The sequence below is a fragment of the Vibrio sp. S/42/10 genome, from assembly GCF_029890535.1.
GTDB lineage: Bacteria > Pseudomonadota > Gammaproteobacteria > Enterobacterales > Vibrionaceae > Vibrio > Vibrio cyclitrophicus.
This window is the reverse complement of record NZ_JAKMZC010000004.1, coordinates 217,361-232,060: the sequence shown is the minus strand read 5'-3', so window position 1 is coordinate 232,060 and position 14,700 is coordinate 217,361. Positions and strand designations below refer to the sequence as shown.

14 protein-coding genes are annotated in these 14,700 nt (G+C 44.5%); 2 read left to right on the top strand and 12 right to left on the bottom strand.

Features of this window, described 5'->3' with window-relative positions; all coding sequences use genetic code 11:
- Positions 1–6 precede the first annotated feature (6 nt).
- From tmk to yceD, 11 genes are all read right to left on the bottom strand, one after another.
- The gene (gene tmk, locus L8S15_RS06850) at positions 7–639 is read right to left on the bottom strand and encodes a dTMP kinase (protein ID WP_016797580.1); all 633 of its coding nucleotides are present in this window, start codon (positions 637–639) and stop codon (positions 7–9) included.
- Between the two features lie 10 nt (positions 640–649).
- Positions 650–1,666 carry an endolytic transglycosylase MltG gene (gene mltG / locus L8S15_RS06845; RefSeq protein WP_010437296.1) on the bottom strand — a complete coding sequence of 339 codons (1,017 nt, stop codon included), beginning with the start codon at positions 1,664–1,666 and terminating at the stop codon, positions 650–652.
- The gene (gene pabC / locus L8S15_RS06840) at positions 1,663–2,487 is read right to left on the bottom strand and encodes an aminodeoxychorismate lyase (RefSeq protein WP_010437294.1); all 825 of its coding nucleotides are present in this window, start codon (positions 2,485–2,487) and stop codon (positions 1,663–1,665) included. Before pabC ends, mltG begins: the two co-directional genes overlap by 4 nt.
- Positions 2,488–2,591: 104 nt before the next feature.
- A complete protein-coding gene (gene fabF / locus L8S15_RS06835) occupies positions 2,592–3,836 on the bottom strand; it encodes a beta-ketoacyl-ACP synthase II (RefSeq protein WP_010437291.1) in 1,245 nt (414 codons plus the stop codon).
- A gap of 93 nt (positions 3,837–3,929) precedes the next feature.
- Entirely contained in the window at positions 3,930–4,163 is a 234-nt protein-coding gene (gene acpP / locus L8S15_RS06830) for an acyl carrier protein (RefSeq protein ID WP_004737381.1), read from the bottom strand.
- A gap of 166 nt (positions 4,164–4,329) precedes the next feature.
- On the bottom strand, positions 4,330–5,064 hold the full coding sequence (gene fabG, locus L8S15_RS06825) for a 3-oxoacyl-ACP reductase FabG (protein ID WP_170962450.1): 735 nt from the start codon (positions 5,062–5,064) through the stop codon (positions 4,330–4,332).
- 25 nt (positions 5,065–5,089) lie between these two features.
- Positions 5,090–6,013: an ACP S-malonyltransferase gene (gene fabD, locus L8S15_RS06820; RefSeq protein ID WP_010437278.1), complete on the bottom strand. Its 924-nt coding sequence runs from the start codon at positions 6,011–6,013 to the stop codon at positions 5,090–5,092.
- A 79-nt stretch (positions 6,014–6,092) separates the two neighbouring features.
- On the bottom strand, positions 6,093–7,043 hold the full coding sequence (locus tag L8S15_RS06815; protein ID WP_010437276.1) for a beta-ketoacyl-ACP synthase III: 951 nt from the start codon (positions 7,041–7,043) through the stop codon (positions 6,093–6,095).
- 5 nt (positions 7,044–7,048) lie between these two features.
- The gene (gene plsX, locus L8S15_RS06810; protein ID WP_010437265.1) at positions 7,049–8,074 is read right to left on the bottom strand and encodes a phosphate acyltransferase PlsX; all 1,026 of its coding nucleotides are present in this window, start codon (positions 8,072–8,074) and stop codon (positions 7,049–7,051) included.
- Between the two features lie 9 nt (positions 8,075–8,083).
- A complete protein-coding gene (gene rpmF / locus L8S15_RS06805; RefSeq protein WP_004737376.1) occupies positions 8,084–8,254 on the bottom strand; it encodes a 50S ribosomal protein L32 in 171 nt (56 codons plus the stop codon).
- 48 nt (positions 8,255–8,302) lie between these two features.
- A complete protein-coding gene (yceD, locus tag L8S15_RS06800; RefSeq protein ID WP_010437250.1) occupies positions 8,303–8,830 on the bottom strand; it encodes a 23S rRNA accumulation protein YceD in 528 nt (175 codons plus the stop codon).
- A gap of 149 nt (positions 8,831–8,979) precedes the next feature.
- Here yceD and L8S15_RS06795 point away from each other — a divergent pair, with 149 nt between their 5' ends.
- Positions 8,980–9,561 (top strand): nucleoside triphosphate pyrophosphatase, encoded by a 582-nt coding sequence (locus L8S15_RS06795; protein WP_016797581.1) that lies wholly within the window; start codon positions 8,980–8,982, stop codon positions 9,559–9,561.
- A 247-nt stretch (positions 9,562–9,808) separates the two neighbouring features.
- On the opposite strand, the gene rluC is transcribed toward L8S15_RS06795, so the two are convergent.
- Positions 9,809–10,753: a 23S rRNA pseudouridine(955/2504/2580) synthase RluC gene (rluC, locus tag L8S15_RS06790; RefSeq protein ID WP_016783818.1), complete on the bottom strand. Its 945-nt coding sequence runs from the start codon at positions 10,751–10,753 to the stop codon at positions 9,809–9,811.
- 618 nt (positions 10,754–11,371) lie between these two features.
- Here rluC and rne point away from each other — a divergent pair.
- Positions 11,372–14,545 (top strand): ribonuclease E, encoded by a 3,174-nt coding sequence (gene rne / locus L8S15_RS06785; protein WP_280572186.1) that lies wholly within the window; start codon positions 11,372–11,374, stop codon positions 14,543–14,545.
- Positions 14,546–14,700 lie beyond the last annotated feature (155 nt).

The window sequence follows — 14,700 nt, the reverse complement described above, 5'->3', positions numbered from 1 at the left end:
GACTACCTACTGTTTATCTAGCCAAGTACTTAGCGCGACTTTAATATCAGCGGCTACTTGCTCAATTTCTTGCTGCGCATTAATCACAAGTACAGAATCATCTTGTTCTGCAATTTCTAGATAGCGCTCACGCGTGCGGTCGAAAAATGAGATGTCCATCTTTTCAATTCTATCAAGCTCACCACGACCTCGAGCACGCTCTAGCCCAACTCTAGGGTCTAGGTCCAAATATAGCGTTAGATCGGGCTTAAAGCCGCCTAGTGTAGTTGCTTTCAGTGATTCCATAGTCGTGAGTGCGATCTGACGACCACCACCTTGGTATGCCTGTGAAGACATATCATGACGGTCACCCAATACCCATTGACCACTGTCGAGTGCGGGCTTGATAACGTTCTCTACTAATTGAACACGTGCTGCGTACATCAGAAGCAATTCAGTCATGTCTTGAAGCTTCTCGCCTTCGTGCTCTTCTTTAACCAATGAGCGCATCTTTTCAGCTAAGACAGTACCACCCGGCTCGCGAGTATTAACAATATTCTCGACACCCGACGCTTTTAATGTCTCAACGATGGCATTGATTGCTGTGCTTTTGCCAGCGCCTTCAAGGCCTTCGACCACGATAAATTTCGACTGATTCATAATTTGTTCTTTATTTGTTTTTTCTTAATTGTTTTAAGTAAGCTCGTACTGCACGGTTATGCTCAGTCAAACTCTTTGAAAATACGTGACCGCCAGTACCACTCGCAACGAAATACAAGTAGTTGCTCTTCTCTGGATTCAACGCCGCGTTGATAGACGCTTTACCTGCCATGGCGATAGGTGTCGGTGGCAAACCACTCATTGTATAGGTGTTGTATGCCGTTGGCGTGCGTAAGTCTTTCTTACGGATATTGCCATCGTAGCTGTCACCCATACCATAGATAACCGTTGGGTCAGTTTGCAAACGCATACGCTTGTTCAGACGGTTAACGAACACAGAAGAAACACGCTCACGTTCTGACGCAACGGCGGTCTCTTTCTCAATGATAGATGCAAGAATTAGCGCTTCGTATGGCGATTTAAGAGGCAGTTTATCCGCTCGATTTACCCACTCTTCATTCACCACGCTCATTAGGTCTCGATGCGCGCGCTTCAACAAATCTAAATCCGTTGTACCGTAGGTGTAGTGGTACGTTTCTGCTAAAAAAAGTCCTTCTAGCTTTTCGTTTTCAATACCGAGCTTTTGAGCGATCTCTTTTTCAGAGGCACCATCCAACGTCTGTTGAATGAATTCGTTATCTTTCAGCTGAACAAGCCACTCATCAAAGCGACTGCCTTCTACGAAAGTAATCGTGAATTGATGCTCTTTCCCTTCGACCAGCACTTGTAGCGCTTGCTCGAGGGTTAAACCAGGCTCAAGCAGGAATGTACCCGCTTTTACGTCTACAAGCTCAGGGTGCAACTTACGGATTAATTTCTCGTAAGGAGAAGCCTCAAAAAGCCCCTCATTAATCAACTGTGCTAAAACACGATTAAAGCTGCTTCCTGAAGCAACTGTCACCACCTGCGGTTTTTCTAATTGAATAACTTGTTTCAGGTTATCTTGTGCTTGATTGTATACATAGAACCCAGCAGCAGCGACTGCGATTAGGCACAAGATAATAAAAATAAATAACTTTTTGATCACGAGTTTAGTTGTCCTTGAAGGCTACGAGTAACGGTTCCAATGTTAAATTGGGTATCACTAATACGGATAACGGGAGCAACCCCTAAAATGGAGTTGGTCATGAAAACTTCGTCAGCTTGCATGAGTTGAGATAAGCAATAATCACTAATTGTAACGGAAAGTTCAGCTTGATTCAGCGCGGTTAACACTTGCTTACGCATAACCCCCTCTACACCACTTTGCGTGAGTTGAGGTGTGTATATCGACTGACCTTTGAGCCAAAATAGATTTGCCATGGTGGTTTCAATCACATTGCCTGAAATATCAAGCACCACACCATCCACTTCATTCGCCTGATCCATTTCATCTTTCATCAAAATCTGTTCAAGACGGTTATTGTGCTTATGGCCAGCAAGCAGCGGACTCAAACCTAGCGCTTGATCACAGATACCGAGTTCAACACCGGAGTCTTGCCACGCTGAATAATGACAGGGGTAATCAAAGATAGTGATGGTTATTGTCGGTTTGACGATATTCTTAGTACTGTAGCCTCGCCCACCGGCTCCACGGCTAACATGCAGCTTAATCCCTGCTTTTTCATTATGAAGAGCGTTATCTTGGATATGTCGAAGCGCATTATCGAGCCAAAGGTTAACCACATCCCAATCAAGTGCGGAAATGCGTAACGCTTTAAGGCAATCATCGACACGACGCTGATGATCGTGAAAATGTTGTATCTCACCATCACTCACGAGCATTGTCGTAAAACAGCCGTCTCCGTACTGAAACGAGCGATCCAAAATATCGATAGTTTGCTGGCTTTCCCCATCAACCCAAAACATGTTTTTCCCCATAAAAAGAAACGGCTCAATGCTAAAGCATCAAGCCGTTTAAAAACAAGTCTAATTGTGACTATCTACGAGTGTTTACGTCTTTAATAAGATGATTAAATCTTTTTGAAGATCAAACAGCCGTTTGTACCACCGAAACCGAATGAGTTACATGCAGCATATTCCATGTTGCTAACTTCACGCGCAGTGTGAGGTACTAAGTCAATATCTAAACCTTCTTCAGGATCATCTAGGTTGATTGTTGGTGGAACAATTTGATCAACCAGAGACATCGCTGTGATGATAGCCTCAGCAGAACCAGCAGCACCTAAAAGGTGACCAGTCATCGATTTCGTAGAAGATACCAATACTTGCTTGCTGCCTGCTTCGCCAAGAGCACGCTTGATGCCCTTAACTTCCGCTACGTCACCTGCTGGAGTCGAAGTACCGTGTGCGTTAACATAACCGATTTGTTCACCAGTAATGCCTGCATCACGCATAGCCGCCTCCATTGCTAATGCACCACCAGAGCCATCTTCACTTGGAGATGTCATATGGTAAGCGTCACCCGACATACCGAAGCCAACTAGCTCACAGTAAATCTTAGCACCACGAGCTTTCGCATGTTCGTACTCTTCAAGAACCATCATGCCAGCACCGTCACCAAGAACGAAACCATCACGGCCTTTGTCCCATGGACGAGAAGCTTTTTGAGGCTCATCGTTACGAGTAGATAATGCTTTAGCCGCACCAAAACCGCCCATACCTAGTGGAGTTGATGCTTTTTCAGCACCACCCGCTAGCATTGCGTCAGCATCGCCGTATGCAATCATACGAGCTGCATGGCCAATGTTATGTAGGCCAGTCGTACATGCAGTAGAAATCGCGATGTTTGGACCGCGTAGGCCACGCATGATAGACATGTGACCAGCAATCATATTCACGATCGTCGACGGTACGAAGAACGGGCTAATCTTACGAGGGCCTTTTTCAGTTAGAGCCTGGTGACCGGCTTCGATCAAACCAAGACCACCAATACCAGAACCGATAGCAACACCCACACGTGGAGCGTTTTCTTCAGTAATAGTTAGGGCTGAATCATCTAAAGCTTGAATACCTGCTGCGACGCCGTACTGGATGAACAAGTCCATCTTACGAGCATCTTTTTTAGTCATATACTCTTCGCAGTTAAAGTCTTTTACTAGACCTGCAAAACGAGTTGAGAAATTGGTTGCATCAAAATGATCGATATTAACGATACCACTTTGACCAGCTAGCAGGGCTTTCCAAGAAGATTCTACAGTGTTGCCTACCGGTGACAACATACCCATGCCAGTGACAACTACACGACGCTTGGACACGATTTTACACTCCGGAGATTGAGGTGATTTAAGATGAGGATAGATGAGTTAGATAAAACACAGGCGGTCGAGGTGACCGCCTGGGAGAGATTATTACTGAGCGCTAGTTACGTAATCGATAGCTGCTTGAACAGTAGTAATTTTCTCAGCTTCTTCATCTGGGATTTCAGTGTCGAATTCTTCTTCTAGAGCCATTACTAGCTCAACTGTGTCTAGAGAATCTGCACCTAGGTCATCAACGAAAGAAGCTTCGTTTTTAACTTCAGCTTCGTCTACACCTAGCTGTTCAACAATGATTTTCTTTACGCGTTCTTCGAGGTTGCTCATTTTTTCTTTTCCTTTACAGAGTTCGCTTTATGCGATGTTTTCCGTAGTTTATTCAATCTATTGAAAGTTGCAAGGTCAACTTTTCTGGTCAAACCACAATTTTCACGATTTTAACCGAAATTACGTATGATCTTGACTTAAATCATGCACAAATGTTGCACATAATTTACACCATGTACATACCGCCATTGACGTGAAGTGTTTCACCTGTGATATAAGCTGCCGCAGGTGACGCCAAAAATACCACAGCTTCAGCGATTTCGCGAGGGTCACCTAGTCGACCTGCTGGTACATTCGCCAAAGTTGCTGCACGTTGGTCATCATTTAGCGCTTTAGTCATGTCTGTTTCGATAAAACCAGGCGCTACAGTGTTTACTGTAATGCCACGAGACGCAACTTCGCGTGCCATTGATTTAGTAAAACCAATTACGCCTGCTTTTGCAGCTGCGTAGTTAGCTTGACCAGCGTTACCCATAGTACCTACTACAGAACCAACGTTTACGATACGACCTTGACGCTTCTTCATCATGCCACGCAATACAGCTTTAGACATGCGGAAGATAGGCGTTAGGTTAGTATCGATGATGTCATTCCATTCGTCGTCTTTCATACGCATAAGTAGGTTATCACGAGTGATACCAGCGTTGTTAACTAGAATGTCAATCGCACCGAATTCATCGTTGATGGTTTTCAGTGTAGCAGCAATTGAGTCAGTATCAGTTACATTAAGAGCAAGACCTTTACCGTTCTCACCTAGGTACTCGCTGATTGCAGCTGCGCCGCCTTCAGATGTAGCAGTACCGATAACTTTAGCACCACGCTCAACTAAAAGTTCAGCGATTGCACGACCTATGCCACGGCTTGCGCCTGTAACGAGTGCAACTTTGCCTTCTAAATTCATCATAACTTCTCTATTAAGTGGTTATTTACTTAGCAGCTTCTAGTGATGCAGTGTCGTTAACTGCAGCAGCTGTCATAGTTTTTACGATTCGTTTTGTTAGGCCAGTAAGAACTTTACCTGGACCTAATTCTAGTAGTTTCTCTACGCCTTGTTCGTTCATTGCCTGTACACCTTCAGTCCAACGAACTGGGCTGTATAGCTGACGAACAAGTGCATTTTTGATTTTCGCAGGGTCTGTCTCAGCAATAACATCAACGTTATTGATAACAGGCAGTGCTGGCGTATTGAACTCTAGCGCTTCTAGAGCAACCGCTAGTTTGTCTGCTGCCGGCTTCATCAGTGCACAGTGAGATGGCACAGAAACAGGCAAAGGAAGCGCACGCTTTGCGCCGGCTTCTTTACATAGTGCACCAGCACGCTCTACCGCCGCTTTGTTACCTGCGATAACAACTTGGCCAGGAGAGTTAAAGTTAACTGGAGACACAACTTCGTCTTGCGCAGCTTCTTCACACGCTTTAGCAATCGCTTCATCGTCAAGACCGATGATTGCGTACATTGCTCCAACGCCTGCAGGAACGGCTTCTTGCATCAGCTGACCACGTAACTCAACCAATTTGATCGCTTCTTTAAAGTCGATGACACCAGCACAAACCAGTGCAGAGTACTCACCTAAGCTGTGACCTGCTAAGTTTGCAGGTTGCTCTAGGCCAAGCTCTTGCCATACACGCCAAATTGCAACAGACGCTGTTAATAGAGCCGGTTGAGTGCGGAAAGTTTCATTTAGATTTTCTACTGGACCATCTTGAACCAATGCCCATAGATCGTAACCAAGTGCTTCTGAAGCTTCAGCAAATGTCTGTTTTACAACATCATACTGTTCGCCTAGGTCAGCAAGCATACCGATAGCTTGAGAGCCTTGGCCTGGGAATACGATAGCAAACTTGCTCATTGTAATTTTCCTTTAAGCAAAGCAAAAATTGAATAAGGCACATAAGTTATGTGCCTTGTTTGTTGATTTTCGCTTGAGGTTAGAATTTAACTAACGCAGAACCCCAAGTGAAGCCGCCGCCAAATGCTTCAAGTAGAAGCGTTTGACCACGTTTAATTCGCCCGTCACGCACAGCTTCATCAAGTGCTGTAGGTACGGTAGCTGCCGACGTATTGCCGTGCTTATCAAGGGTGATCACCACTTGATCAAGTGACATCGTCAGCTTTTTAGCAGTTGCCGAGATAATACGGTAGTTCGCTTGGTGTGGAACTAGCCAATCAAGCTCTGACTTATCCATATTGTTCGCAGCCAATGTGTCTTTTACCAGCTTAGAAAGCTGAGTTACAGCTACTTTAAATACTTCGTTGCCCGCCATGTGCAGCCATTTGTCTGCATCACCGCCACGCTCTGGTACTTCTAGGCTTAGAAGCTCACCGTATTTACCATCAGAGTATATGTGAGTAGACAAAATACCTGGCTCTTCGCTTGCGCCTACAACCACCGCACCTGCTGCATCACCAAATAAGATGATAGTAGAGCGGTCAGTCGGATCACAGGTTTTTGACAGTGCATCAGCACCAATCACCAAAACATTTTTACACATGCCAGTCTTGATGTGTTGATCAGCAACAGACAATGCATAGACGAAGCCAGAGCATGCCGCAGCCAAATCAAACGCAGGGCAACCTTTGATACCAAGTTTGCCTTGTACCTGACATGCCGAAGACGGAAATGTATGGCTACTGCTGGTTGTCGCAACGATGATTAAATCAATATCTTCTTTGTCGATACCTGCCATTTCAATGGCATTTTCAGCAGCGTAAAACGCCATATCAGCAACGGTTTCGTTTTCCGCTGAAATACGACGCTCTTTAATACCTGTTCTAGCAACGATCCACTCATCGCTAGTCTCTACCATTTTCTCTAAGTCTGCGTTAGTACGCACCTGAGATGGCAAGTAGCTGCCAGTACCTAAAATTTTGCTATACATGAAGACTAATAATGCCTCTCGAGTAAAACCGCTTCCAAACGATCGCTAATGCGGCTGGGGACTTGTCGTTTGACCTCGTGTACTGCTTCACCAATCGCGTTGACGACTGCAGACACATCAGCACTTCCATGACTTTTAATGACAATGCCGCGCAATCCTAACAAACTTGCGCCGTTATACTGGTCGGGGTTCAAGGTTTTTAATTCAGTAAATAGCTCAGAAAACAGCTTTCTGGCAATCCAACCCTTTATTGTTGAAGCCATCATGCGCGTTTTTAGCTTATCAATAAAGAGCTGAGCTGTACCTTCGCACGTTTTTAAGCAGACATTGCCCACAAAACCATCACATACGACGACATCAGCTGCATCTTGAAGTAGTTGATTACCTTCAATATAGCCTATGAAGTTAACGGATTGAGTATTAGCCAACATTTCGGCGCATCGTTTTACAAGGTCGTTGCCTTTAATTTCTTCTGCACCAATATTCAAAATAGCGACGCGTGGAGCTCGCCCTAAATGTTGTTCTGCTAATGCGCTGCCCATCACGGCAAACTGAAAGAGTGAATCCGCATCACTAGATACGTTTGCTCCTAAATCAAGCATCCACGTCCGGTTACCAGAGGCAGTAGGCAAAGCGGAAACCAATGCAGGCCTATCAATACCAGGGAGGAGTTTGAGTCGGAAACGAGACAAAGCCATCAATGCACCAGTGTTACCACCACTCACACAAGCATCAGCCTGTGATTCGGCAACCAGATCGATAGCGACACGCATAGAGCTACCCTGACTATTACGTAAAGCTAGTGACGGTTTTTCAGAATTGGAGATAACTCGGTCACAGTGCTGGATACTCAAACGAGAATCAGGCATTTGACCTAATGAAGATAATTGAGATGTGATCGCGTTTCGATCACCTATGAGAATGACTTTTAGCTCTGGGAAATACGACAGTGCCTGCACGGCGGCAGGCACTGTTACACGGGGACCGAAGTCTCCGCCCATTGCATCAAGCGCAACGGTTAGATTTTGCAAAGGTCAACCTTACTTGTTGATAACCTTTTTGCCGCGGTAGAAACCTTCGGCAGTCACGTTGTGACGTAGGTGAGTTTCACCTGAAGTTGCGTCTACAGAAAGTGCAGCTGTAGTTAGCGCATCGTGTGAACGACGCATGCCACGCATTGAACGTGATTTCTTGCTCTTTTGTACGGCCATTGACCCTACTCCTATGTAAATTCTTAAAGATACTTATTTGTTAATAAGTTACTTCTTCAAGTTTTTTAAAACATCAAATGGATTCGGCTTTTTGTCTTCCTCAATTTCTTCAGGAAGTTCACCAAACACCAAGTTATTTGAGTTAACGCTACATTTCGCATCGTCGTGCATTGCTATTTGTGGCAATCCAAGGATGAACTCGTCTTCAACTAATTGAATCAGGTCTAACTCACCGTACTCGTTCAGATCTACCAAATCGTACTCTTCCGGTGCTTCCTCTTCACTTTTCTCGCTGTAAACAGGAGTATAAGTAAATTGGACATCGCACTCATGCGCGAAAACCTCATTACAACGTTGACACTCTAAATCGACTTCGACGTTAGCTTTACCAGAGATAACGACTAATCGTTGTTCATCAAGCCCAAATGACATTGAGACTTGCGCGTCACGTTTTACGCCTTCAGTTGCTTCGGTTAGACGCTTTAAAAGACTGACTTGGATGATACCATCCATATCGAGTCGTTTTTGAGCCGTTCTTGCCGGATCAACTGTACGCGGTATTTTTTCCTTTTGCATAGGGCGCGAATCTTATCTTCCAAATCATGTTTAGTCAAAGGAAATGGCAAAAAAAATGTACTTTCCTGCCTTTCCTATTCAGAGCATTATGAATAGCAGGACAAGTTACGTTATCCTGAGATAAATGCTTCCGTGAATTGTAAATTAAAATGAGAAATTACCAACTAGTTTTAGCCTCTACCTCACCATTTAGGCAAGAGATCCTCAAAAAACTACACTTAGACTTCATAACAGCCAAGCCTGACTGCGATGAAACACCGTTTCCAGAAGAGACACCTCAGCAGTTAGTGATGCGTTTAGCTGAGACGAAAGCCAAGTCTTGTACAATTGAACAAGCAGGATTAGTGATTGGTTCTGATCAGGTTTGTGTGATTGACGATGAGATCATTGGTAAGCCACACACTCGTGAAAAAGCAATTCAGCAACTATCTCGCCAAAGTGGTAAAAGCATCACTTTCTATACTGGACTTTCCGTTTGGAACAGCGAAACCAATAAAGCTGACACGCGTCTCGACACCTTCGTGGTGCATTTCCGCGATCTAACAGAGCAACAAATCATTTCGTATGTTGAGAAAGAGCAGCCTTATTTCTGCGCAGGCAGTTTTATGTGTGAAGGATTAGGCATTGCTTTGTTCAAACAAATGGAAGGCAAAGATCCAAATACCTTGATCGGGTTACCTCTGATCGATTTAGTCGATATGTTAGAAGCGCAAGGAATGAGAGTGCTGTAACAAATACTCTCTCTTTGTTAAGGGTTCCCTACTCCTTCCTTCGTCCGTTTAAGAAACGACGAGAAAGAAAAGTGAAATAAGTAGCGAAACGGTCTTTCAGTAAATTTCGTCATCCTCAAGAGAAGGGATGAGCGAGTTAAGGATCTTCGACAACATATGAAAACAAAAAGGTTGACGATATTCGTCAACCTTTTCTAATTGAAGCTCAGATACTCAATTCACGAAAAATTTGTGAACTCGTATATTTCTAAAGCTTACGTAAACCAGTCAGGGCCTTCTCTAGCCTTTTTTCCATTGGCGCTGAGATATCCATCTTCTCTTCGCTACCTGGGTGAGTAAACTTGATGTTTGCTGCGTGAAGAAACAAACGATTCAATCCAACTTTACCCGTATAAGCATCGAATCGACGATCGCCATAACGGTCATCCCAAGCAATCGGATGACCAGTATACTGAGCATGCACACGAATTTGGTGGGTGCGGCCGGTAATAGGGCTCGCTTGAACCAAAGTCGCGTCTTGGAATTTTTCTAAAACCTTAAAACGAGTTTCAGACGCCTTACCATTTGGGTTAACACGAACAATGCTGTTTACTTCATTTTTCAACAAAGGTGCATTGACCACTTTACAACTGTTCTTCCATTCACCCATCACCAAAGCGAAATAGTATTTCTGAACCGTTTTTTCACGGAACTGCGCTTGAAGATGTCTTAGTGCAGAGCGCTTCTTAGCAACAAGTAGAATGCCAGACGTATCTCTATCAATCCGATGCACTAACTCAAGAAAGCGAGCATCAGGACGAAGTGCACGCAATGCTTCAATCGCGCCAAACTTTAGCCCACTACCACCATGAACAGCAGTACCCGACGGTTTATTAAGAATCAACAGATGATCATCTTCATAAATGATGCACTGTTCTAGTTCAGAAACCTTGTTGAGTTTTGTGCTCGGTATGTTCTCTTCTGTTTTCTCTTCAATCGTTACTGGTGGGATACGAACTAAGTCACCAGCTTTTAGTTTGTACTCAGCTTTAATGCGTTTTTTGTTTACGCGGACTTCGCCTTTACGCACGATTCGATAAATCATGCTTTTCGGGATGTTTTTTAATTGGTTGCGTAAGAAGTTATCAATACGCTGACCAGCCATATCTTCGTCGATGTCGACAAACTGGACTTGGGTTCTAATTTCGCTCATGCGGTTATTGTATCACTGTCACTTTTGATAATTGAGATTTTCTTAGCACTATTCCGCACTAATTTACGCTTAATAGTCTCGAATCCATCACTAAATTGCACTCGAAGTTCTATATTTCTTTGATTCTTCGAACAAAAAAGCATCAAGATTCCTGCAAATTAAAATATCAAATGATAAATTATTTATAGACAGTGAGTTAGAGCTATCAAAACCCAAACAAAAACTGTTTTTTTTACAGCATTCCGACAAAGCAGATTGCTGTGTTTACCGACCGCTGCTATAGTTCACAGCTGCTATCAGTGGTTTGACTATTATTTAAACAGCTAACCATTCATAAGCAAGTAAATGAGTAGATAACTCAGATTAGACAGTGCTGCAATCGGCGTAAGACACGGTCAACTGAGCTCCTTATCGCTCTACTCACGTACACTCATGTTGAGTATTCACCGCCACATCGCGGATCATAGGCTAACTCCCTATGATGACTGACGTGCCCCAGAGCATCCCTCTCCAGCCGGGAGGCTGCACCGATAAAGCCATGGGATCTGGCACCATGAGAAACGAAATAAAGCGATAAGAACAATGATGAAAATAAGAAAAGACAATGAGAATTTCTAAATGAAAAGAATGTTAATTAACGCAACTCAAAAAGAAGAGTTGCGTGTCGCTTTGGTTGATGGCCAGCGACTGTTCGATCTAGATATCGAAAGTCCAGGTCACGAGTCAAAGAAAGCGAATATCTACAAAGGACGTATTACCCGTATTGAACCAAGCCTAGAAGCGGCATTTGTTGATTACGGCGCAGAACGTCATGGTTTCCTCCCTCTTAAAGAAATTGCCCGCGAATACTTCCCTGAAGGTTATACATACCAAGGCCGCCCTAGCATTAAAGAAGTGCTAAGAGAAGGCCAGGAAGTGATCGTACAAGTAGAGAAAGAAGAACGTGGTAGCAAAGGTGCTGCACTGACGACTTTCATCTCTTTGGCCGGTAGTTACTTAGTTCTTATGCCTAATAACCCTCGCGCTGGCGGTATTTCTCGTCGTATCGAAGGTGATGAACGCACTCAACTGAAAGCAGCATTAAGCACTCTTGAACTTCCTCAAGGTATGGGCTTAATCGTGCGTACAGCGGGTGTTGGCAAAAGTGCAGAAGAGCTAGAGTGGGACTTGAATGTTCTATTGAATCACTGGGGCGCTATCAAGCAAGCTTCTGATTCAAACGCAGCCCCTTTCCTTATTCACCAAGAAAGTAACGTAATCGTTCGTGCGATTCGTGACTATCTACGTCGTGATATTGGCGAGATTCTAATCGACAGCAACACTATTTTTGAACGTGCACAAGCGCACATTCAATTAATACGCCCAGATTTCATGAATCGCGTTAAGAAATACGATGGTGAAGTGCCTCTATTCAGCCATTACCAGATTGAAAGCCAGATCGAGTCTGCTTTCCAACGTGAAGTTCGTCTTCCTTCTGGTGGTTCTATCGTAATCGATCCAACAGAAGCTCTGACTTCTATCGATATCAACTCTGCTCGTGCAACAAAGGGCGGCGATATTGAAGAAACAGCGCTAAATACTAACTTAGAAGCGGCCGATGAAATTGCACGTCAGTTACGTCTACGCGACCTAGGCGGTCTTGTTGTTATCGACTTCATCGATATGACTCCGGTTCGCCACCAACGCGAAGTAGAAAGCCGTCTACGTGATGCCGTTCGTTTAGATCGCGCACGTGTTCAGATTGGCCGTATTTCTCGCTTTGGTCTTCTAGAGATGTCTCGTCAACGTTTGAGCCCATCACTAGCAGAAGCAAGCCACCACATTTGTCCTCGTTGTACAGGTACTGGTGTTGTTCGTGATAACGAATCTCTAGCACTGTCTGTTCTACGTTTGATTGAAGAAGAAGCCCTGAAAGACAATACAGCGCAAGTACTTGCTGTTGTACCTGTTCCAATCGCTTCTTACCTTCTGAATGAAAAACGTCGCTCAGTAAACCACATTGAGAAGAACCAAGAAGTTAAGATCACTGTTGTTCCTAACTCAGACATGGAAACGCCACACTTTGAGGTTATCCGTGTTCGTGAAGGTGAAGAGTTTGATCTACTATCTTACCTACTTCCTCAAAAGCTAGATGCGCTTAAAGAAGCGGAAAGCAAAGAACCTGCAGAACAGACTATTCGCCCTAAGAAGCTCGAAGAGCCGGCTCTAAAAGGCTTTGCAGCTCCAGCTCAATCAGCACCGACTCCAGCTCCAGCTCCAAAAGCTGTAGAAGAGAAGAAAGCTGAGCCAGTAACAACTCAAGAACCAGGTCTAATCGGTCGTTTCTTCAAGGCTATCGGTAGCTTCCTATTTGGCTCTTCGACTCAAGAAGAGAAAAAAGAAGAGAAGCAAGAAGAAGAGAAACCTAAAAGCAATCGTAACAACGGTAACCGTCAACGCCGTGATCGTAACGACAACCGCCGTCGTAACCAACGTGGTGACCGTGGCGAACAACGTAACGAGCGTGGTGAACAACGCGGCGAACGTGGTGACAACCGTAACGAAAACCGTGACAACAAACGTCGTCGCAAACCTGCACGTGATGAGAAACCTGAAGAGCAAAAAGAAGCAGCTCCACAGCAAACTCGTCAACCTCGTAAGCCAAAGCAAGATCGTCGCAACAAGCCACGTGATGAGCAGAAGCAACGCGAAGAGCAAGTACCATCTAAATTAGCAGAAGAAGGTCTACAGCTGGCGGCAGAAGCTCAAGCTGACAAGCCTGAAGCGCCTAAGGCAAAACCTGAAGCTAAAGCTGTTAAGATTAAAGAGCGTCGTCAGCGTCGTAAACTGAACAAACAAGTTCGAGTTAAAGACCAACAAGCTCAAGCTGAAGCAGACAACTCATCTAAAGAGCAAGTTGTCGCAAAAGAACAGTCAGTAGCAAAAGAGCAAAAAGTTGCGGAACAAGTAGAAGCAACTCAAGCAAACTCTGAGCAAACTGAACAGGAAGAGCCAAAACAACGTCGTAACCGTCGTTCTCCACGTCATCTACGTGCAAGTGGTCAACGTCGTCGTCGTGGTCGTGATCGTCGCCCTAACCCATTCCGCCTACGTAAAGGTGGCGTAGCTTCTCCTGAGATGGCTATGGGTAAAGTAATGCCTCGCTTCGTACCAAAGCCTCATCACAAACAGGCAAAACCTGAAGTGACCGAAGTTCAAGTGAGTACAGAGACTAAAGTTGCTGTTCAAGAGCAAAATGTTGCTCAAGATACAGCACCACAAAGCAACGTAGTTATGGCAGGTGGCTTTGCGTGTCCTGAACTGGCTATGGGTAAAGTAATCATTCGTCGTGACGATGCTGCTATTATTGAGCAAACTGCAACTCAACAAGTTAACGTTGAAGCTCAGGTAACTGAAGCTCCAGCCGTTATTAAAGAAGCTCCTATCGCTGTTGAAACGACGAAAGTTGAAACTCCAGTAGCAGAAGCTCCTGTTGTAGCTAAACCTATACAATCAGAAGAAGCAACACCCGTTGTTGAACCTGAAGTCGCTGTTGAAACTCCTAACGCTGAAAGTGTAAAAGTTGAAGAAGTTCCTGTTGTAAAAGCAGAAGCTCCTAAAGCGGCACCAAAGGCTGTGGTTGCTAAAAAGCAAGCAGGTTCACCAATGACTAAAGCGCCGGGTCCTCAAGAGATCAAAGAGATTCAAGTTGTTGCAGCTCCCTTCCGTACTGAGCGTTTTGTACCGAAAGGTGCGGGTAGCCAAGCAGCGTCAAACAAAGCTGGCGCAGGCATGACTAAGCCTCAATACTAATAAGTTTCACGGATTAATCCGTAGATAACACCAAAGGGCTGCTTATTAATAAGCAGCCCTTTTTTATATCTATTCTTCCGATAACTTATAATAGATATATTACTCAAAGTGGGGTTCAACCTTGAACTTAATCACATTTTTGGGTAGCATTCGCG

Excerpts from the sequence above, each read along its gene's own strand:
- rne (WP_280572186.1), top strand. The coding sequence starts at position 11,372 with ATGAAAAGAATGTTAATTAACGCAACTCAAAAAGAAGAGTTGCGTGTC.
- L8S15_RS06795 (WP_016797581.1), top strand. The coding sequence starts at position 8,980 with ATGAGAAATTACCAACTAGTTTTAGCCTCTACCTCACCATTTAGGCAA.
- yceD (WP_010437250.1), bottom strand. The coding sequence starts at position 8,830 with ATGCAAAAGGAAAAAATACCGCGTACAGTTGATCCGGCAAGAACGGCT.
- fabD (WP_010437278.1), bottom strand. The coding sequence starts at position 6,013 with ATGAGCAAGTTTGCTATCGTATTCCCAGGCCAAGGCTCTCAAGCTATC.
- tmk (WP_016797580.1), bottom strand. The coding sequence starts at position 639 with ATGAATCAGTCGAAATTTATCGTGGTCGAAGGCCTTGAAGGCGCTGGC.
- rluC (WP_016783818.1), bottom strand. The coding sequence starts at position 10,753 with ATGAGCGAAATTAGAACCCAAGTCCAGTTTGTCGACATCGACGAAGAT.
- pabC (WP_010437294.1), bottom strand. The coding sequence starts at position 2,487 with ATGTTTTGGGTTGATGGGGAAAGCCAGCAAACTATCGATATTTTGGAT.
- rpmF (WP_004737376.1), bottom strand. The coding sequence starts at position 8,254 with ATGGCCGTACAAAAGAGCAAGAAATCACGTTCAATGCGTGGCATGCGT.
- acpP (WP_004737381.1), bottom strand. The coding sequence starts at position 4,163 with ATGAGCAACCTCGAAGAACGCGTAAAGAAAATCATTGTTGAACAGCTA.
- L8S15_RS06815 (WP_010437276.1), bottom strand. The coding sequence starts at position 7,043 with ATGTATAGCAAAATTTTAGGTACTGGCAGCTACTTGCCATCTCAGGTG.
- fabG (WP_170962450.1), bottom strand. The coding sequence starts at position 5,064 with ATGAATTTAGAAGGCAAAGTTGCACTCGTTACAGGCGCAAGCCGTGGC.